Origin of the sequence: Allobosea sp. ASV33 (genome assembly GCF_016428755.1) — a bacterium.
Classification (GTDB): domain Bacteria; phylum Pseudomonadota; class Alphaproteobacteria; order Rhizobiales; family Beijerinckiaceae; genus Allobosea.
The window spans coordinates 14,226-33,265 of record NZ_JAELTI010000008.1 but is presented as its reverse complement, the minus strand read 5'-3'; the positions used below and the strand labels follow the sequence as shown (position 1 = coordinate 33,265).

Here is a 19,040-nt window from a genome sequence, read left to right as displayed (position 1 = left end):
CCAACGGTCCCGGCATCTCGATCAGGTTAAGGCACGCGCACGGGGACACCCCGCGCACACGGCGAGAGAAACGGCATGGGCAAGGTCACAGGCTTTCTCGAATACGACCGGCAGGAGCAGAAGTATCAGCTCGCCGGCGACCGCATTCGCCATTTCCGCGAGTTCACGCTTCCGCTGGAGGAGCGCGACATCAAGAAGCAGGCGGCGCGCTGCATGGATTGCGGCATCCCGTTCTGCCATGGGCCGACCGGCTGCCCGGTGCATAATCAGATCCCGGACTGGAACGAGCTGGTCTATTCCGGCGGCTGGGAGGATGCGCTTCGCAACCTCCACTCCACCAACAACTTCCCGGAATTCACCGGCCGCATCTGCCCGGCGCCTTGCGAGGAAGCCTGCACGCTCAACCTCGAGAACATGCCGGTGACGATCAAGACGATCGAGCAGGCGATCGCCGACAAGGGCTGGGAAGAGGGCTGGATCGCGCCGGAAATCCCGGCCAAGCGCACGGGCAAGCGCATCGCCATCGTCGGCTCGGGCCCCGCCGGCATGGCGGCGGCGCAGCAGCTCGCCCGCGTCGGGCACGATGTCCATCTCTATGAGCGCGAGGCCAAGGCCGGCGGTCTGCTGCGCTACGGCATCCCCGACTTCAAGATGGAGAAGAAGCATATCGACCGCCGGGTGAAGCAGATGGAGGCGGAAGGCGTGACCTTCCACTACAACGCCAATATCGGCGTCAATCTGCCCTTCGCCACGCTGATGGCCGAGCATGACGCGGTGCTGATGACCGGCGGGGCGGAAGCGCCGCGCGATCCCGGCCTGCCCGACACCAATCTCGCCGGCGTCCATTACGCGATGCCGTACCTGACGCAGCAGAACAAGCGCGTCGGCGGCGAGGATGTTTCGGGCCTCGAGCCGATCAGCGCGGCCGGCAAGCATGTCGTCGTTGTCGGCGGCGGCGATACGGCTTCGGACTGCGTCGGCACCGCCTTCCGCCAGGGCGCGCTCTCGGTGACGCAGCTCGACATCCGGCCGATGGCGCCGGAGCTGGAGGACAAGCTCACGGTCTGGCCGTACTGGCCGACGAAGTTCCGCACCTCCTCCTCGCAGGCGGAAGGCGCAGAGCGCGAATTCCAAGCGGCGACGCTCGGTCTCGAAGGCCGCAACGGACGCCTCACCGGCGTGAAATGCGCCCGCGTCGACGAGAAGCGCAAGCCCATTCCCGGCACGGAATTCGTGCTCCAGGCCGATCTCTGCTTCCTCGCCATCGGCTTCGCCGGCTCGGTGATCGAGGGCATGATCGCGCAGTCGGGCGTAGGCGTAGACAAGCGCGCCAACGTCGTCGCCAATGACCGCGACTACAAGACCAGCGTCGGCAAGGTCTTCGTCGCCGGCGACATGCGCCGCGGCCAGTCGCTGGTGGTCTGGGCCATCCGCGAAGGCCGCCAGGCGGCGCATGCCATCGACAAGGAACTGATGGGCGCCACGATCCTGCCGATGTGACGCCAACGGCACGGGGCGCCGATTGTCCGCGGAAACACCTCGTCATCCCGGGCTTGGCCCGGGATCCATCGTAGAGCGCGGAACCCTATGATGGATTCCGGATCGGCGCCGCTTCGCGGCTTGTCCGGAATGACGGGTGGTTCCAAGGGGACGAAGAAAGGTCCGGCCCTAAGGCCCTGTTCATCGCCTCCGCCATCGCTATGATCGCCCCCATGGAATCGAACCTGAAGGGGAAGCAGGCGCCGCGCCGCCGCTTCCATTGCCGCACCCGCGGACCTGTCTGCGCCCCGCGCTTAACCTCGCGGGGCTGACCGGGAACGCATCGTCGTCTCATCGTCAGCCTTTCTCGGCGCGCTCCTGCGCGCATGACTGACCTCATGAGATTCCGATGTCCCTGATCACCCTGAAAGACCTCTCGCTCGCTCGCAGCGCGCCACTCTTCGCCGGCCTCGACCTCGCCATCGCCAAGGGCGACCGCCTCGGCCTTGTCGCCGCCAACGGGCGCGGCAAGTCATCGCTCCTGCGCATCCTGTCCGGCACCGAGGAGGCGAGTGGCGGCACGCTGACCCGCTCGCGCGGGCTCGTGACTGCCTTCGCGCCGCAGGACCCGCCCGATCGGCTGCTGCCGATGAGCCTTTACGATGCCGTGCGCGACGCGCTCGATCCCGAGGCGGCGGAGACCGAGAGCTGGCGCGTGGACGTGCTGCTCGACGATCTCATGGTCGAGGAGAGCCTGCGCAATCGCGCTGTCGGCAGCCTCTCCGGCGGCTGGCAGCGCACGATGCTGCTGGCGCGGGCGGTCGTGACCGAACCCGACCTGCTGTTGCTGGACGAGCCGACGAACCATCTCGATCTCGAACGGATCGGCTTGTTGGAGCTTTTCCTCGCCAATCTGCCGCGCGACTGCGCCGTGGTCGCGGCGAGCCATGACCGAGCCTTCCTCGACGATATCAGCACGCGCACCCTGTTCCTGCGCCCGTCAGAAAGCGCCGATTTCGCCTTGCCCTATTCGCGCGCCTTGCTGGCGCTTGAGGAGCGCGACGAGGCGCGGGGCCGGCAGTTCGAGAACGAGATGCGCAAGGTGAAGGCGCTCAGGCAGCAAGCGGCGAAGCTGAAGAATATCGGCATCAATTCCGGCTCGGACCTGCTGGTGGTCAAGACCAAGCAATTGTCCGAACGGGCCGACAAGCTGGAGGAACAGGCGAAGCCCGGGCACAAGGAGCGCTCGGCCGGCACGATCCGGCTCGCCAGCAGCGGCACCCATGCCAAGGCGCTGGTCTCGATCAAGGAAACGGCTATCAGCACGCCGGACGGGCGCCTGCTGTTCCGCACCGGGCCGCTCTGGATCGAGAAGGGTGACCGGATCGCGCTGCTCGGCGCCAATGGCAGCGGCAAGACGCGCTTCGTAACCCGGCTGCGAGCGGCGCTGGACGGTTCCGATTCGGATATCCGTGGCGCGGCAACCCTGAAGGCCGGCTATTCCGACCAGGGCCTGTCGCAGCTCGACGCCTGGCGCACGCCCTGGGACGCTGTGAAGCATTCCAGCGATCTCGGCGACCAGACGGCGCGTACCGTGCTGGCCGGCGCGGGGATCGCCAGCGAAGCGCAGACCGCGCCGATTGCACGCCTCTCGGGCGGGCAGCGCGCACGGCTCGCCATGCTGCTGCTGCGCCTGATCGAGCCGAATTTCTACCTGCTGGACGAGCCGACCAACCATCTCGATATCGAGGGGCAGGACATGCTGGAGAGCGAGTTGATCAAGCAGGAGACGGCCTGCCTGCTGGTCAGCCATGATCGCGCCTTCGTGCGGGCGGTGGCGACGCGGATCTGGGTCATCACCGGCAAGAAGCTGGTCGAGGTCGACGATCCCGATCCGGTCTTCGACCGGCTGATGGCGGGGTGATCAGCGCGGCCAGCGGTAATCGTCGAGCCGGCCCGAGACCGGGTCGGGCGCGATACCCTGGCCGAAGACGCGTTCGAGCTGGAGGGCGGCGTCGCCGCGGCCGCGTGCCTCGGTGATCGAGGCGAGGAGCGGCTGTTCGGAAGGCGCGGCCTGGCCGGTGAGGGGCTGGATCGGCCCGGCGAGCGGGCGGGCCTGCAAGGCGGCGGGCAGGCCGATCGTCGGCACGCCCGCGACCATCTGGTCGATCAGGCGCTCGACGCCGCCGGGCTGGAGCTCCGGTGCGCTGGGGGCGCCGGTCTCGGGCGAAACGGGGAGCGCAATGACGCTGTTCTGCGGGGCGGCCTCGATCATGCGGCGGATGACGAGATCGACGAAATGGGCGGCCTTGCGGGCGCCTGCGGTGGTGAAATGGATGCCGTCACCGAGGCGCAGCCGCACCGGCTGGCCGGAGACGTCGGGGCCGGTCGCCGTGTAGCGGTTCTCGGCATCGACGAAGCCGCCCCAGAGATCGACATATTGCCCGCCCGCCTTCTCGACGCGCTGACGGTAGAGATCGTTGAGGGTGACGAGATCGGCCGAGAGCCGCCCGTTCTGCATCGGCGGCGCGCCGACCCAGATCAGCGGTACGCGCTTGCCGGCGAAGGCGTTGGCGATGGCGTCGATGCGGTCGCGGTAGAGTTCGAGCCAGCGCGGGCTGAGGGGATCGTGCACCGTCTCGCCCTCGCGGATCGGCTGGCGGTCGTTGAGGCCGAGCAGGACGACGCCGATGCTGATCTTCTGGTCGCTGGCGAGGAGATCGGACACGGCCTTCGGCCAGTCGTAGAAATCGCTGCGGACGAGGCCGGAATCGGGCTTGGCCTTGTGGACCACCTCGACATCGGGGCGGTTGTTGAGGGCGTCGTCGAGCCCGTTCGCCAGGAGATTGGCGAGGGAATCGCCCATCACCACGATATGACTGCTGACATCGACCTTGGGGATGACCGGATCGTCGCGGACGACGACCGGTGCCTCGCGGCGGCGCACGACCGGCGCGACGCGCTGGCGTGGCTGCGCCGGCACGGCTTGCGGTTGAGCCGGCAATTGCCAGAACATCTGGAACAGGCTGCGCTGTTGCGGTTGTTGCTGCCGCGGCTGTTGCTGGGCGAGGGAAACCGGCCCGCCCGTCAGCAGGAGCAGGCAGGCGGCACCCAGAACCATGGCGAGCGAGCGCAGGCGCATAGGCCGATCCGGCGGTTCCCCTTCGTCCCCCCATTATAGGCCGGTGCCGGCCCGGAGTCAGCGCTTGCCGCGCAGTTTCGCCAGCAGGGCGGGGGTCGGATAGCCGTCGGCGATCTCGCCGGCGCTGATCTGGTAGCGGCGGACCGCCTCGCGCGTGCCGGTGCCGATGCGGCCGTCGGCATCGTGGTTGTAGAGGCCGATGGCCTTCAGGCGGTTCTGGAGATCGCGGGTCGCGGCCATGTCGAGGCGCGGCGCCTGGGTCGGCCAGCTCGCCTGGATCGCCGAGCGGCCGGCAATGCGGTCACCGAGATGACCGACGGCCATCGCATAGGCATCCGAGGAATTGTATTTCTTGATGACGTCGAAATTGGCGGTGAGCAGCATCACCGGGCCGGTATGGCCGGCCGGATAGAACAGGCGGCCTTCGCCGGAGGAAGGCAGGCGGCCGCCATCGGCGCGGCGGATGCCGGCGGAGGCGAAGGCGGAGAAGCTCGCCTTGTCCAGGCGATAGTCGAAGCCGTCCGGCAGCGTCACTTCCATGCCCCAGGGCAGCCCCGGCACCCAGCCGTAGCCCTTGAGGTAATTCGCTGTGGAGGCGATGGCGTCGCTCGACGAGGTCCAGATGTCGGCATGGCCGTTGCCGGTCCAGTCGACGGCATATTTCATGTAGCTCGACGGCATGAACTGAGTATGGCCCATGGCGCCGGCCCAGGAGCCCTTGAGTTCGCTGCGCTCGACATAGCCCTTCTCGATCAGCTCGAGCGCGGTCAGCAACTCGTCGCGGAAGAAGTCGCCGCGATAGCGGATGGAGGCCAGCGTCGCCAGCGAGCGGATGACGTCCTTGCTGCCCTTGAACGAGCCGTAATTGGTCTCCATGCCCCAGACGCCGAGGACGACCTCCTTGGGCACGCCGTAGCGCGCCTCGACCTGGGCGAGGACGGAGGCGTTCTCGGCCGCAGCCTCGCGTCCGCGCTGGACGCGCGCGCCGCCGACGGCATTCTCCAGATAGTTCCAGATCGGGGCGCTGAACTCGGCCTGCTTCTTGGTCAGGGCGACGATCGAGGCATCCGGCGTCACCCCGCGAAAGGCGAGGTCGAAGCTCGCGCGCGAGATGCCGCGCGCCTGCGCCTGCGGCCAAAGCCGCTGCAGGAAGATGTCGAAGGATGCGCTCGCCGGGGTCGCCTGAGCATTGCGCGCATGGGCACCGGAGACGTTGATCGAGCCGGTGGTCTGGGCCAACGCCGGCGCCAGGCTGATCAAGACCGAGGCTGCGATGACGGACAGGCGCATGGAGACTCCCGGCGGATGCTGGATGGAACCACCTTCACAGCGCCCGAACAAGATTAATCAAGGGTTAAGACGGGAGCGAAGGAAGGTCCGTTCGCGTGCGGCGGATGCGCTTTTGCCGTGTCATCCCGGACAAGCCGCGAAGCGGCGCCGATCCGGGATCCATCGTGAAGCGTGGCGCCCCTGATGGATTCCGGGTCTGCGCTTCGCTTGCCCGGAATGACGGCGGTGGCAGGCCGGCCTGTCCAAGCTCTCCAAGGCAGGTTCGTGATTTGACAAGCTCCGGCGATTGTCAGATTCTCCGATGATGAATAGCGCGTCCCCCTTCCGCCGCGGTCTGCACCGCTCGGGCAATCTTATCGCGGGCTTCTAGCCCCCGGACCTGTCGCGCTTGCCGCCTCCGGTTCGGGGGTGCGTCCTCTCCTGCAATTTCCTGCGAGTTCGACCTTTTTCATGCCGCGCGATTGCGTTCGCCGGCGGGCGCTCGCCTTTTCGATGAAAGACCTCCACCGATGACCGCCAAGCGTCCCGCCATCACCGTCACGGCCGCGGACCATGCCATGCTGAGCCGCATCGCGGCCGGCGCGGCCCACACCATGCCCGAACTTGCCGCCGAGCTGACCCATGAGCTCGACCGTGCCCGCATCCTCGCCGGGAGCAAGGTCTCCGCAGAGCACGCCCGGATCGGCAGCCGGATCGTCTATCGCGACGAGACCACCAAGCGGGAGACCACCGTCACGCTGGTCTGGCCCGAGCATGCCGATATCGAGAAGAACCGCATCTCCGTGATGACGCCGATCGGCGTCGCGCTGATCGGCATGGCGGCCGAGCGCTCGATCGACTGGACGACGCGCTCCGGCGACGTGAAGCGCCTGACCGTGCTCGCGGTGCACGAGCCGGCCGAGGAGGAGGCTGCGTCCTGAGGTCGGGCGGATCGCCTGTTCCGAAAAGCGCCGTCATTCCGGGGCGCCGCGAAGCGGCGAGCCCGGAACCCATAACCGTATCGGTCGAGATTTGCCGTACCAGCCGACGCGAGGCTTTCCAGAACCCGCATCGGTTCTGGGTTCCGGGCTCTTCGCTGGCGCGAAGCCCCGGAATGACGGCGGTGGTTCCTTCAAGCCCGGCCGGCTCAGGTCGAGGCGTTCTTGATCCTGAGCTTTTCCTCCCAGGCCAGCGCCTGGCTGACGATCTCCTCGAGGTCGTCATGTTCCGGGCGCCAGCCGAGTTCGGCGCGGATGCGATCGGCCCGGGCGATCAGCGAGGCCGGATCGCCCGCGCGACGGCCGGCCAGCGTCACCGGGAAATCGACGCCGGAGACCTTCTTCACGACCTCGACGACCTCCTTCACCGAATAGCCGCGGCCATAGCCGCAATTCAGCGTCAGGCTTGCCCCGCCGCCACGCAGATGGTCGAGCGCGGCGAGATGGGCACGGGCGAGGTCGGTGACATGGATATAGTCGCGCACGCAGGTGCCGTCCGGCGTCGCATAGTCGGTGCCGAAGACGGTGAGGCCGTCGCGCTGGCCGAGCGCGGCCTGGCTCGCGACCTTGATCAGATGGGTGGCGTTCGGCGAGGACTGGCCGGAGCGGCCCTTCGGATCGGCACCGGACACGTTGAAATAGCGCAGCGCGATGTAGGTAAAGCCATGCGCCGCGGCCGCATCCTGCAGCATCCACTCGCTCATCAGCTTGGAGCGGCCATAGGGGTTGATCGGGTTGAGCGCGATCTCCTCGGGCACCGGCGAGACCGGCGGCTCGCCATAGACGGCGGCGGTGGAGGAGAAGATGACGTGCTTGACGCCCTTGCGGGCGGCGCTCTCGATCAACGCGCGCGTCTTCACGGTATTGTTGAAATAATAGCCCAGAGGGTCGGATACCGATTCCGGAACCACGATCTTGGCGGCGAAATGCGCGATCTCGCTGATCTCATACTCGCCGATCAGGCCCTCGACGAGTTCCTGGTTGCCGATATCGCCCTGCACGAAGATCGCCTCGGGCGGCACCGCCCACCAGAAGCCGGTGGAGAGATTGTCGAGCACCACGACCTTCTCGCCCCGGTCGAGCAATTCCAGGACCATGTGGCTGCCGATGTAGCCGGCGCCGCCGGAAACCAATACCGCCATCGTCTCTCTCGCCTCATCTTCGTCAGGAACCGGACTTAGTCGAAAACCGTTGACGGGTTCTCAAGGCCTGTCAGCTAATACCGCCTGATGGCCGGCAACCATGACAGTTGTACGGCCGCTCCCACCACCGCCTGGCTTCGGCAAGGCTATTGCGCCCAATGGATTTTTCATGACGAAACGCATCCGCAAGGCCGTTCTTCCTGTCGCCGGTCTCGGCACCCGCTTTCTGCCCGCCACGAAAGCGGTGCCGAAGGAGATGCTCACCATCGTCGACCGCCCGGTCGTGCAGCATGTCGTGGACGAGGCGCGCGCCGCCGGTATCGAGCATTTCATCTTCGTCACGGGCCGCAACAAGGCGGTGATCGAGGACCATTTCGACATGGCCTACGAGCTCGACGATACGCTGGCCAAGCGCAACAAGACCAGGGAACTCGAGGCGCTGAGGCACGACCTGCCGGCCGCGGGCGCGACCAGCTTCACCCGCCAGCAGGCGCCGCTGGGTCTGGGTCATGCGGTCTGGTGCGCGCGCGAGATCGTCGGCGACGAGCCTTTCGCGCTGCTGCTGCCGGATATGCTGCATTACAGCCAGGGCAAGGGCTGCCTTGCCGAGATGATCGAGGCCTATGAGCAGCATGGCGGCAACCATATCGCGGTTGCGCCGGTGCCTGACGACCAGACGCATCAATACGGCATCGTCGGCGTCCAGGATGCCAAGGCCAAGGTCTCGAAGATCACCGGCATGGTCGAGAAGCCGCCGAAAGGCACAGCGCCCTCGAACCTGCACATCTCCGGCCGCTATATCCTGCAGCCGACGATCTTCAACCTGCTCGCCAACCAGGAGAAGGGCGCCGGCGGCGAGATCCAGCTCACCGATTCGATGATCGCGCTGTCGCATCTGGAGCCGTTCTTCGCGGTGCGCTTCGATGGCGATATCTACGATGCCGGCTCGAAGATCGGCTTTCTGGCGGCGAATGTCGCCTATGCGCTCGACCGCGGCGATCTCGGCCCGCAACTGCGCGCCGAGATCGAGAAGCTGCTGGAGCGCTGAGGCGGAAGGGAAGGACATGGGTCATCCCGGGCGACCGCAGGTCGACCTGGGATCCATGCCGGAACGGTTCAGGCATGGATCCCGGATCTCCGCTTCGCTCCGTCAGGGATGACCCGCGTTTCATAGGCATGGGAAACCGCCTTCCGCAGCCGATTTGCCGGGTGGCCATTCCGTGGGAAATGCCGGATGAGGGGCAATGCAGGAGATGCCCCGTTGAGTGACCAGAGCCTCGTGTTCGACCGCCCGCTCGGCCGTTCGCGGCTGAAGCGCGCGCTCGCCGGCGACTACCCGGATTTCCTGCTGCAGCGCGCGGCCGATGATCTGGGAGAGCGGCTCGGTGCCGTGCTGCGCGAGTTCGCGGTCGCGGCCGATCTCGGCACGGCCTTGCCCGTCGCCGCGCCCGTGCTCTCCGGCCGGGCCGGCCGGTTGCTGCGCATGGCCGAGGCGGAAGGGACGCAGGCCGATCTCGTCGGTGATCTCGAAAGCCTGCCCTTCGCCGCCGGCTCGCTCGATCTCGCCGTCTCGCTGCTGGCGCTGCACGGGGTCAACGACCTGCCGGGCGCACTCATCCAGATCAAGCGGGCGCTCAAGCCCGATGGCCTGTTCATGGGCTGCCTGCTCGGCGGGCGGACGTTGCAGGAGCTCAGACAGGCACTGCTCGAAGCCGAGAGCGAGACGATGGGCGGGGTCAGCCCGCGCGTCGCGCCCTTCGCCGATCTGCGCGATCTCGGCAGCCTGTTGCAGCGGGCGGGATTCGCACTGCCCGTCATCGACAGCGAGATCGTGACGGTGCGCTATCGCGACGCCTTCGGGCTGTTTCGCGATCTCAGGGCGATGGGCTGGGCCAATGCGCTCGTCGCCCGGCGCAAGACGCCTTCGCGGCGCGAGACCCTGCTGCGCGCGGCGACTATCTATGCGGAACGCTTCGCCGATCCGGACGGGCGCCTGCCCGCAACCTTCGAATTCGTCTGGGTCTCCGGCTGGGCGCCACATGAAAGCCAGCAAAAGCCATTGAAGCCTGGTTCGGCCAAGGCTCGTCTGGCCGATGCGCTGGGCGTGCCGGAGATCAGGGCGGGCGAGAAGCCCGGGGAAGGTTGAGAGTGGTTGCGCCCTTGCCGTCATGGTCGGGCTTGTCCCGACCATCCACGTCTTCCTTCGGTGCGCGTCATGCTCAAGACGTGGATGCTCGCCACAAGGGCGAGCATGACGGTGGAGAGGTTTGCAGGAGATGAGCGAGCGCCAGCCGCGCCTTATGCGCGCCGATTTCCGTGTCTTCCGCGCCATTCCGACGCGCTGGCACGACAATGACGCCTACGGGCACGTCAACAATGTCGTCTATTACGGCTGGTTCGACACGGCGGTGAATGTGTGGCTCATCGAGAACGGCTTCCTCGACCTTTCCGGCAGCGAGATCGTCGGGCTGGTGGCGGAGACCGGCTGCACCTATTTCGAGAGCGTCGCCTTTCCCGAGACGGTGGAGGCCGGGATCGCGGTCGAGCGGCTCGGCAACAGCTCGGTCACCTATCGCATCGGCATCTTCCGGCAAGGCGGCGAGCAGGCGGCGGCACAAGGGCGCTTCACCCATGTCTATGTCGCGCGCGCGAGCCAGAAGCCCGTGCCGATCCCGGCTCCGCTCAGGGCTGCTCTGGAGCGGCTCGCTGTCTGACTAGAGGATGCGCAGGCCGCAATGCTCGACCATCGGGTCGAAATCGCGATCCTGATGAAGCAGCAGATGGCCGTTCTCGATGCAGTACGTGGCGATGATGATGTCGGCCGTCTTGCGGATGGTGATGCCACGCTGACGAAGCAGGCGGTAGTTCGCGGCAGCGCGGGGAGCGAGCGCGGGCCCGAGCAGCGGGGCGATCGGAAACGCCGACATCGAGGCTTCGATCGTCGCGGCGTGCCTGTCGTCGCGCGCTCCCTGCAGCACTTCCGTCAGAATGAGGTCTCCGATCAGGATATCGGAGGTGTGCTCGATAGCGGTCAGTTGCGCGACTTGGGGTGACGCTTCCCGACGCAGCAAGGCGATCCAGACTGAGGAGTCGACGAGGATCACTGCCGATCCGGCGAAGCTGCATCGCGCCTCATGGCCTCGAGGTCGCCTTCCCAGCCCAATCCAGCCAGCTCCTGCAAGGCGCGGCGTTGGCGATGCTGCTGAACGACCAGCCGCAACGCTTCCTCGACGGTCGCGCGCTTGGTCGGCAAGCCGGTTGCCTCCATGGCTTCAGCGAGCAATTCGTCGTCAAGCTCGATATTGGTGCGCATCGAAGCACTCTATGTGTAGAAAGTATGTAAATCATACACATATAGCCCGCTAGGCTCAAGCCCGAACCGGGAAGCCGTTGTCTCGCACGTTAAGGCAGGCTATGCCCCTGCCAACCCCTATCGCCGGACCGCCAGGAAGCCTGAGCCCGTGATTCCGAACGACATCAAGATCACCCCGCAGCTCGTCGCCGAGCACGGCCTGAAGCCGGACGAGTACCAGCGCTTCCTGCATCTGATCGGCCGCGAGCCGACGATCACCGAGCTCGGCATCGTCTCGGCGATGTGGAACGAGCACTGCTCCTACAAGTCGTCGAAGATCCATCTCAAGACGCTGCCGACCAAGGCGCCCTGGGTGATCCAGGGCCCGGGCGAGAATGCCGGCGTCATCGATATCGGCGAGGGCACGGCCATCGTCTTCAAGATGGAGAGCCACAACCACCCGTCCTTCATCGAGCCCTATCAGGGCGCGACGACGGGCGTCGGCGGCATCCTGCGCGATGTCTTCACGATGGGCGCGCGCCCGATCGCTGTGCTCGACGCGCTGCGCTTCGGTGATCCGGCGCATCCGAAGACCCGCCATCTCGTCTCCGGCGTCGTCGCCGGCATCGGCGGCTATGGCAATTCCTTCGGCGTGCCGAATGTCGGCGGCGCCACGGGCTTCCACACGCGCTATGACGGCAACATCCTGGTCAACGCGATGGCAGTCGGCATCGCCAAGGCCGACGAGATCTTCTACGCCAAGGCGTCGGGCGTCGGTAAGGCGATCGTCTATCTCGGTTCCAAGACCGGCCGCGACGGCATCCACGGCGCGACCATGGCCTCGGCCGAATTCGACGACAAGTCTGAGGAGAAGCGCCCGACCGTGCAGGTCGGAGACCCCTTCGCCGAGAAGCTCCTGCTCGAAGCCTGCCTCGAGATCATGGCTGCCGGCCATGTCGATGCGATCCAGGACATGGGCGCTGCCGGCCTGACCTGCTCGGCCGTCGAGATGGGCGCCAAGGGCGATCTCGGCGTCGAGCTCGACCTCGACAAGGTGCCCTGCCGCGAGGAGGGCATGAGCGCCTATGAGATGATGCTGTCGGAGAGCCAGGAGCGCATGCTCATGGTGATCAAGCCGGGCCATGAGGACGCCGCCGAGGCGATCTTCACCAAATGGGGCCTGGACTTCGCCGTCATCGGCCATACCACCGACACGCTGCGCTTCGTCGTCAAGCACCAGGGCGAGGTCATGGCCGACCTGCCGATCAAGGAGCTCGGCGACGAGGCTCCGGAATATGATCGCCCGTGGATCGAGACCGCGCCGCAGCAGCGCATCGCGGCCGAGACCGTGACGCCGCCTTGCGGCAATGCCGAGGCGCTGAAGAAGCTGATCGGCTCGCCGGACCTCTCCTCCAAGCGCTGGATCTGGGAGCAGTACGACACGCTGATCCTCGGCAATTCGGCGGTGACGCCCGGCGGCGATGCCGGCGTGATCCGCATCGAGGACGGGCCGCGGGGCCTCGCCATGACAGCCGACGTGACGCCGCGCTATTGCGAGGCCGATCCGTTCGAGGGCGGCAAGCAGGCGGTGGCGGAAGCCTGGCGCAACCTGACCGCGACGGGTGCCACGCCGCTCGCCATCACCGACAACCTGAATTTCGGCAATCCCGAGAAGCCCGAAGTCATGGGCCAACTCGTCGGCTGCATCCGCGGCATCGGCGAGGCCTGCAAGGGGCTCGACTTCCCGGTCGTCTCCGGCAACGTCTCGCTCTACAACGAGACCAATGGCGTCTCGATCCTGCCGACCCCGACCATCGGCGGCGTCGGCGTCATGGCGGACGTGACCAAGCACGCCACCGTCGCCTTCAAGGCCGAGGGCGAGGCGATCATCCTGATCGGCGAGACCGCCGGCTGGCTCGGACAGAGCGCCTATCTCGCGACCGTCTGCGGCCGCGAGGAGGGCGCTCCGCCGCCGGTCGATCTCGCGATCGAGCGCCGCAACGGCGATTTCGTGCGCGGGCTGATCGCTGGTGGCAAGGTCTCGACCTGCCATGATCTCTCGGATGGCGGCCTGGCCGTGGCGCTCGCCGAAATGGCGATGGCCAAGGGCGTCGGCGCCAAGATCGAGACGCTGCCGGTGGGCCCCGCCCATGCCGCGCTCTTCGGCGAGGATCAGGCGCGCTATGTCCTGACAGTTCCCGCTGCCGAGGCCGAGGCGATAATCGCAGCGGCGAAGGCTGCCGACGTGCCGGCGCTCGCCATCGGCAAGACGGGCGGCGCTTCGCTTGCTCTGCCGGGCGAGCCCGCTGTGGCGATCGCCGATCTCCGCAAGATCCATGAAGACTGGCTGCCGTCCTATATGGCCGGCAAGGCGGCCTGAGGAGTTCGACCTATGGCGATGGATGCCCACGAGATCGAGCGCATGATCAAGGCCGCGCTGCCCGACGCGGCGATCGAGATCAAGGATCTGGCCGGCGACGGCGACCACTATGCCGCGACCGTCGTCTCGGCCGCCTTCAAGGGCAAGACCCGGGTGCAGCAGCACCAGATGGTCTATGCCGCGCTCCAGGGGAATATGGGCGGCGTGCTGCACGCCCTTGCGCTGACGACCAGTGTTCCCCAAGATTAGAACGAGACCATCCGGCGGGCCTTGAACCCGCTTCAGGAGACGAGACGATGTCCGACGTCAATGCCCGCATCGAAGCGGAAGTGAAGAACAACGACGTGGTGCTCTTCATGAAGGGCACGCCGCAATTCCCGATGTGCGGCTTCTCCGGCCAGGTCGCGCAGATCCTCGGCTATATCGGCGTGCCCTATAAGGGCGTGAACGTGCTCGAGGACCAGGAAATCCGCGAGGGCATCAAGGCCTTCTCGAACTGGCCGACGATCCCGCAGCTCTACGTCAAGGGCGAGTTCGTCGGCGGCTGCGACATCACCCGCGAGATGTTCCAGGCCGGCGAATTGCAGGCGCTCTTCGAAGAGAAGGGCATCGCGGTGAAGCAGGCGAGCTGAAGGCTCGCCGGGTTCAGCCTTCCGCACAGGGCGGCAGCGTCTCAAGCGCCGCCCAAAGCGCCTGTGGCAGATCGCCCTCGCGCTGGATCAGCGAGATGCAGCCGCGTCGCCCTTCTGCGACGGCTTTCGGGCGCAGGGTGGCGTTGTCGAAGACGCGCCATTGATCGACCGTATCGATATAGGCCGGCAGGTTTTCGATCGAGCGGGAGAAACGGCGGCGGACATCGGCTTCCGCAACGTTGTGGCCGCCTTCGCTGACGCGGCGGGCGATGCGAGCCAGTGATACCTCCGGGCTGGCTATCAGGAAATACAAGAGGTTGACGATGTAGCCGGCCTCCCGGGCGGTTGCGATCGTGCGCAGGTGCGTCTTGCCCGAGAGTGTCGTCTCGATCGAGAACGAACGCTTTTCAGAGATCAGCGAGCGTGTCAGCTCCAGCGCGACGCGGCCGGCGCGTTGCTGCTCAGCCGTTGGGTCGAGTGGGGAGAGCCCGCGCGCGATCTCGTCGAGATTGACGAAACGCGTGCTGCCTGAGACGGCCTTGATATGGCGGAAGGCATAGGTGGTCTTGCCGACGCCATTGGGGCCGGCAACGATCCAGAACTGCGGCTGTGGGGTCGTCATGCCGCTTTGGCTAGCACGCACCACCTCTTCGCGCCAATCTGCGCCTCGATCTCAAGCCGCCGCGCATTGCGGGTGCGGCTTGCGGATGCGCTCGGTCGATGCCGGGTATTTCTCCAACATTCGCTCCGGCCTGATCGGCCGGCGCACGAGGTCGCCGCCGCAGTTCGGGCAGGTGCCTGCGAAGCGCGTCTCGGCGCAACCGGCGCAGAAGGTGCATTCGAAGGTGCAGATCAGGGCATCGCGCGATTGCGGCGGCAGGTCGCGGTCGCAGCATTCGCAGTTCGGGCGCAATTGCAGCATGGCGTCGTCTCCTTCCGATGGCCGGAAGAATGACCGCAAACCGGGCTGAAACCAGCGATTTCGCGTGATCCGACCGATCAACGGGGTGGATCGGTCAGTTGGCTGTCCGTTGCGGGAACGATCTCTCGAAGCCCGGCGTCATTCCGGACAAGCCGCGAAGCGGCGCCGATCCGGAATCCATCGGAGGACGCGGCGCTCTACGATGGATTCCGGGTCTCCGCTTCGCTGCGCCCGGAATGACGGCGTTCGAGTGGAAGGCAGCGGCGAGCGGCGCTGTCCTTCACTTCACCAGCAGCCAGTCCTCGATCACCAGCGCGTCGAGCCCGCTCGTATAGAACATCAGGATCGCGTCCTCCGCCGTGTGCAGGATCGGCTTGCCCATGATGTTGAAGGAGGTGTTGAGGATCACCGGCACGCCCGTCAGCGCGTGGAAGGCCGAGATCAGCGCATGATAGCGCGGGTTGCGCTCGGCCGTGACGCTCTGCAGGCGCCCGGTCGCATCCTCATGGACCACGGCGGGGACGCGGTGACGCACCGCTTCCTTCCAGACCAGCGTGCGCTCCATATAGGGCGCGTCCTGGTAGTTTTCGAACCAGTCGGCGGCCTGCTCGGCCAGGATCGAGGGGGCGAAGGGGCGGAAGGCCTCGCGGTACTTCACCTTGGCGTTGAGGGTGTCCTTGGCGTCGGCCGGGCGCGGATCGGCGATGATCGAGCGATTGCCGAGCGCGCGGGGGCCGAACTCGGCGCGGCCTTGCACCCAGCCGATCAGCTTGCCCTCGGTCAGCAGTTTGGCGGTGACCGGCGCGATCTCGTCCGGGGAGAGCTTGCGCAGGCGCTTCTCCCAGAGCTGCATGCGCTCGAAGGGCTCCGTCGAGACGGTCGAGCCGAGATAGGGCGAGAGCGGTCCCTTCGGTGCGCGCCAGTCCGGGTTGGCCTCGGCGTGGGCAAGCCAGGCGGCACCGATCGCGTTGCCGTCATCGGCCGGGGCGGAGGGCACGAACACCGTCTTGAAGCCGTGGCGGCCGGCGATCTTGCCATTGAAGGAGGAATTCAGCGCGCAGCCGCCGGCCATGACGAGGTTTTCGCTCGGGACCAGCGCGGCAGCCTCTCCGAGCAGCGCTTCCATCATCTCGGCGAAGACGTCCTGTCCGCAGCGGGCGAGATTGGCCCAACCCTGGTCGAGGGCGTCGGCCGGGCGTTTTGCCAGGATCTCGGCGGCCACCGCCTGCACCACATCGGCCTTGGCGAAGGAGAGCTTGTGGCCTTCGATGCTGTAGAGCTTGCGCAGCAGCGCCATCAGCTCGGGATCGGTCTTGCCATAGGGGGCGAGCCCCATGATCTTCCATTCCTCGCCCTTGGCCTGGTCGAAGCCGGCGAGATCGGTGACGAGGCCGAAATAGAAGCCGATCGATTCTCGCCCGCGATGGCGCTTCACTTCGCGGAGCTTGCCGTTCTCCAGCGCGAAGATCGCCGAGGCGCCGGTCTCGCCCATGCCGTCGACGACGAGGCAGGCGGCATTGTCGAAGGGCGAGGACCAGCAGGCATAGGCCGCGTGGCTGAGATGGTGGCCGTAGCGCTTCAGGTCGGTGACATTGGCCTTGCCATAGGCGCGGTCGAGCCCGAGCAGCACGCCCATGCCGGCGCGCTGCTGGCTAAGATGCAGCGAGGCGATCAGGGCGCGCTCGGTCCGCTCCGGCACCAGCGAACGGTTGAGCTCGGGCGAGAGCTTGAGCAGGGCGTCGAGCGTGAAGGAGCCGGCGCGGGCCATCTGGTCGAGGAAGCCGGTGAAATCCTCGCCCCAGCTTGTGGCGATGCGGACCTCGGCACCCTCAGGGATATAGCGCTTCAGCAGGCCTTCCATGCGCGGCGCCGAATCCGGTTCGCAGTTCGGCGCGCGCTTGTATTGCAGGTAGCGCTCGGTCGCCTCGGCGAAGAGCACCTCGCCATCGGGCCCGATGATCGCGATGGCGGGATCGTGGAAGGTGGTGGCAAGGCCGATCGTATAGGTCATGGCGCCTGCCTTACCCTTGTCCGCGCTCCCAGCCAATCGGATTGAGCGGGGAGCGCGGCGCGGGCGGGCCTACTTCGCGGCGAAGGCGATGCTGGCCGCGACCTTCTCGATGCCGGCCTTGACCCCGTCATAGGCGCTTGCCGGGGCGATCGCGATGAGGCGGACGAAGCGCCCGTCGGCGCCGATCGCCATGTATTGCGCGAAACGCTTTTCGGTGCCGCGATCGGTGGCCATGCCGGAGAGGAGGAGACCGGGAGCCCCGGCGAAGGTCACGCGCTCGCGCGCCGTGATCGTGGCAGTCTCGAGGTTCTTGGTCTGCTTGAGCAGGGCTTCGGCGCCGGTTTCGAGCTGGTCGGCCGGGACGGGCGCCGAAAGCTGGGAGGCGACGACGATGATCGGCTGCGTGCCGGACGGATCGGCATCGAGCGGGCCTGAGGTCATCAGCACGCCGGAGCCGCCGAGCGTATCGATGATCCGGAAGGGCTCGGCCGCGGCGACGGTGAAGGGCAGGGCCTTCAGCTTCTCGGCCATGCTGGGCGGCGCGCCGAGCGAGACCGTCTTCAGCATCGCGACGACATCGTCGGAGTCGAGATCGGCTCCATCGGGAGACTGGACGGTGATCATCACGGTCTTCTCGCCCTTCAGCAGCACGATCCACTTGTCGTAGCTGGTGCCGTTCGCCTGCTGGCTGCCGGTGATGAGCGGGGCCGGGCCGGCGCCGGTCGCGATCGTCTCGATATCGTCGACGGTGATGTTCTGGCGGGCGAAATTCGTCTTGGCCTTGTCGATGTCGCCGAAGAGCGGGGCGAGCTGGTCATGGGCCACCGGCGGCAATTCGACGACGAGGAGCGAGGCCTTGGTGCTCGTGCTTTCGAGCCCGGCGAAGGTCGTCGCGGGCGTGAAGCCGGCGAGCGGCACGAGCGAGACGGTGGTGCCGGTGATCGCCTTGCGCTCCTGGGCCTGAGCAAGGCCGAGGCCGGCACCAATCAGGGACACGGCGAGAAGGCAGCGCAGCAGCGCCGTGCGGACAATGGATGCGTTCACGATCGAAGACCTCGCTTGCGTCGAATGCTCCCTCCCACCGTCGCGCAATAAGCCCGGATGGTGCAAAGGCGTCAATCAGCGCCCGATCGCGGCCTTCATCAGCGCCTTCGAATCGGCGCTGGCCCAGTCGGCCGGTCCCTGGATGATGCCGAGCTCGCAGCCGGCCTTGTCGACGATGAGGCTGACCGGCATGCCTTCGACCTTGTGGGCGGCGCGCAGGGCCTGGAAGGTCGCGGCCTGCGGATCGCCGTAGAAGGGCAGGGTGGTGACCTTGTTCTCAGTGAGCCAGGCCTTCGGCTTGTCGAGATTGCGGGTGTCGATATTGATCGCGACCACCGCGAAATCCGGCCCGCCCATCTCCTTCTGGAGGGTGTCGAGCGCCGGCATCTCCTTCAGGCAGGGCGCGCACCAGGTCGCCCAGAGATTGACCAGCAGCGTCTTGCCCTTGAGCGCGGCCAGCGTCATCGGCTGACCGTCAGGCCCGGTGAAGGTGAGCGCGGGCGCGGGCTGCGGGCGGGTGCGCAGTTCGACGGCCGCAACCTCGCCCTTGACCAGCGGTTTCATGCGCTCGGCCGTCGCGCGCGCGGCGCTGCATGATCCGTTGCCGGCATCGCCCCGGACGGAGTAGAAGGCCGCTACGCCAGCGAGGCCGAGCGCCGCCACGACCCCGAGGGCCAGTCCGATCTTTTTTCCAGACGTCATCGCGCGTCCTCAAAAGCAGGAAAGACC

General features: G+C 66.8%; 19 protein-coding genes. 9 read left to right on the top strand and 10 right to left on the bottom strand.

From position 1 onward, the window contains the following. Positions 1–75: 75 nt before the first annotated feature. Positions 76–1,500, top strand: a complete 1,425-nt coding sequence (locus JHD80_RS04280; protein WP_199085140.1) for a glutamate synthase subunit beta — start codon at positions 76–78, stop codon at positions 1,498–1,500. 388 nt (positions 1,501–1,888) lie between these two features. Next, on the top strand, positions 1,889–3,403 hold the full coding sequence (locus JHD80_RS04275; protein ID WP_199085139.1) for an ABC-F family ATP-binding cassette domain-containing protein: 1,515 nt from the start codon (positions 1,889–1,891) through the stop codon (positions 3,401–3,403). On the opposite strand, the gene JHD80_RS04270 is transcribed toward JHD80_RS04275, so the two are convergent. Both JHD80_RS04270 and JHD80_RS04265 read right to left on the bottom strand, forming a co-directional pair. After that, positions 3,404–4,621, bottom strand: a complete 1,218-nt coding sequence (locus tag JHD80_RS04270; protein ID WP_199085138.1) for an SGNH/GDSL hydrolase family protein — start codon at positions 4,619–4,621, stop codon at positions 3,404–3,406. Positions 4,622–4,678: 57 nt separating this feature from the next. After that, positions 4,679–5,911 carry a lytic murein transglycosylase gene (locus JHD80_RS04265; protein WP_199085137.1) on the bottom strand — a complete coding sequence of 411 codons (1,233 nt, stop codon included), beginning with the start codon at positions 5,909–5,911 and terminating at the stop codon, positions 4,679–4,681. Positions 5,912–6,420: 509 nt separating this feature from the next. On the opposite strand from JHD80_RS04265, the gene rnk reads away from it, so the two are divergent. Further along, entirely contained in the window at positions 6,421–6,831 is a 411-nt protein-coding gene (gene rnk / locus JHD80_RS04260) for a nucleoside diphosphate kinase regulator (RefSeq protein WP_199085136.1), read from the top strand. Between the two features lie 206 nt (positions 6,832–7,037). Here the strand turns inward: rnk and galE are convergent, their stop codons facing one another. Continuing rightward, positions 7,038–8,030 (bottom strand): UDP-glucose 4-epimerase GalE, encoded by a 993-nt coding sequence (gene galE, locus JHD80_RS04255; protein ID WP_199085135.1) that lies wholly within the window; start codon positions 8,028–8,030, stop codon positions 7,038–7,040. Positions 8,031–8,199: 169 nt separating this feature from the next. Here galE and JHD80_RS04250 point away from each other — a divergent pair, with 169 nt between their 5' ends. The 3 genes from JHD80_RS04250 (at position 8,200) to JHD80_RS04240 (ending at position 10,744) form a co-directional block, all read left to right on the top strand. Then, positions 8,200–9,078: a UTP--glucose-1-phosphate uridylyltransferase gene (locus JHD80_RS04250; protein ID WP_199085134.1), complete on the top strand. Its 879-nt coding sequence runs from the start codon at positions 8,200–8,202 to the stop codon at positions 9,076–9,078. A gap of 213 nt (positions 9,079–9,291) precedes the next feature. Continuing rightward, positions 9,292–10,176, top strand: a complete 885-nt coding sequence (locus tag JHD80_RS04245; protein WP_248311391.1) for a methyltransferase domain-containing protein — start codon at positions 9,292–9,294, stop codon at positions 10,174–10,176. Positions 10,177–10,306: 130 nt separating this feature from the next. Beyond that, positions 10,307–10,744, top strand: a complete 438-nt coding sequence (locus tag JHD80_RS04240; RefSeq protein ID WP_199085132.1) for an acyl-CoA thioesterase — start codon at positions 10,307–10,309, stop codon at positions 10,742–10,744. Here the strand turns inward: JHD80_RS04240 and vapC are convergent, their stop codons facing one another. After that, complete coding sequence (vapC, locus tag JHD80_RS04235) at positions 10,745–11,134, bottom strand: type II toxin-antitoxin system VapC family toxin (protein ID WP_199085131.1); 390 nt, start codon at positions 11,132–11,134, stop codon at positions 10,745–10,747. It lies immediately after the preceding gene. After that, positions 11,131–11,343, bottom strand: coding sequence for a type II toxin-antitoxin system VapB family antitoxin (locus JHD80_RS04230; RefSeq protein WP_199085130.1), 213 nt, complete (start codon positions 11,341–11,343; stop codon positions 11,131–11,133). Before JHD80_RS04230 ends, vapC begins: the two co-directional genes overlap by 4 nt. 148 nt (positions 11,344–11,491) lie before the next feature. Between JHD80_RS04230 and purL the strand changes: the two genes are divergently transcribed. From purL to grxD, 3 genes are read left to right on the top strand one after another with little or no spacing between them, the layout of a single operon-like run. Then, on the top strand, positions 11,492–13,702 hold the full coding sequence (gene purL / locus JHD80_RS04225) for a phosphoribosylformylglycinamidine synthase subunit PurL (RefSeq protein WP_199085129.1): 2,211 nt from the start codon (positions 11,492–11,494) through the stop codon (positions 13,700–13,702). 12 nt (positions 13,703–13,714) lie between these two features. Next, a complete protein-coding gene (locus JHD80_RS04220) occupies positions 13,715–13,951 on the top strand; it encodes a BolA family protein (RefSeq protein ID WP_061970071.1) in 237 nt (78 codons plus the stop codon). Positions 13,952–13,998: 47 nt separating this feature from the next. Then, a complete protein-coding gene (gene grxD / locus JHD80_RS04215; RefSeq protein ID WP_091856942.1) occupies positions 13,999–14,334 on the top strand; it encodes a Grx4 family monothiol glutaredoxin in 336 nt (111 codons plus the stop codon). Between the two features lie 13 nt (positions 14,335–14,347). Here the strand turns inward: grxD and JHD80_RS04210 are convergent, their stop codons facing one another. The 5 genes from JHD80_RS04210 to tlpA form a co-directional block, all read right to left on the bottom strand. After that, complete coding sequence (locus tag JHD80_RS04210) at positions 14,348–14,956, bottom strand: AAA family ATPase (RefSeq protein WP_199085128.1); 609 nt, start codon at positions 14,954–14,956, stop codon at positions 14,348–14,350. A 51-nt stretch (positions 14,957–15,007) separates the two neighbouring features. Then, positions 15,008–15,256, bottom strand: a complete 249-nt coding sequence (locus JHD80_RS04205) for a DUF1272 domain-containing protein (protein ID WP_199085127.1) — start codon at positions 15,254–15,256, stop codon at positions 15,008–15,010. Between the two features lie 280 nt (positions 15,257–15,536). After that, positions 15,537–17,267 carry a carbamoyltransferase family protein gene (locus JHD80_RS04200; RefSeq protein WP_199085126.1) on the bottom strand — a complete coding sequence of 577 codons (1,731 nt, stop codon included), beginning with the start codon at positions 17,265–17,267 and terminating at the stop codon, positions 15,537–15,539. Between the two features lie 69 nt (positions 17,268–17,336). Beyond that, positions 17,337–18,311, bottom strand: coding sequence for a hypothetical protein (locus JHD80_RS04195; protein WP_199085125.1), 975 nt, complete (start codon positions 18,309–18,311; stop codon positions 17,337–17,339). Positions 18,312–18,386: 75 nt separating this feature from the next. Next, positions 18,387–19,013, bottom strand: coding sequence for a thiol:disulfide interchange protein TlpA (gene tlpA / locus JHD80_RS04190; RefSeq protein WP_199085124.1), 627 nt, complete (start codon positions 19,011–19,013; stop codon positions 18,387–18,389). Positions 19,014–19,040: the final 27 nt, after the last annotated feature.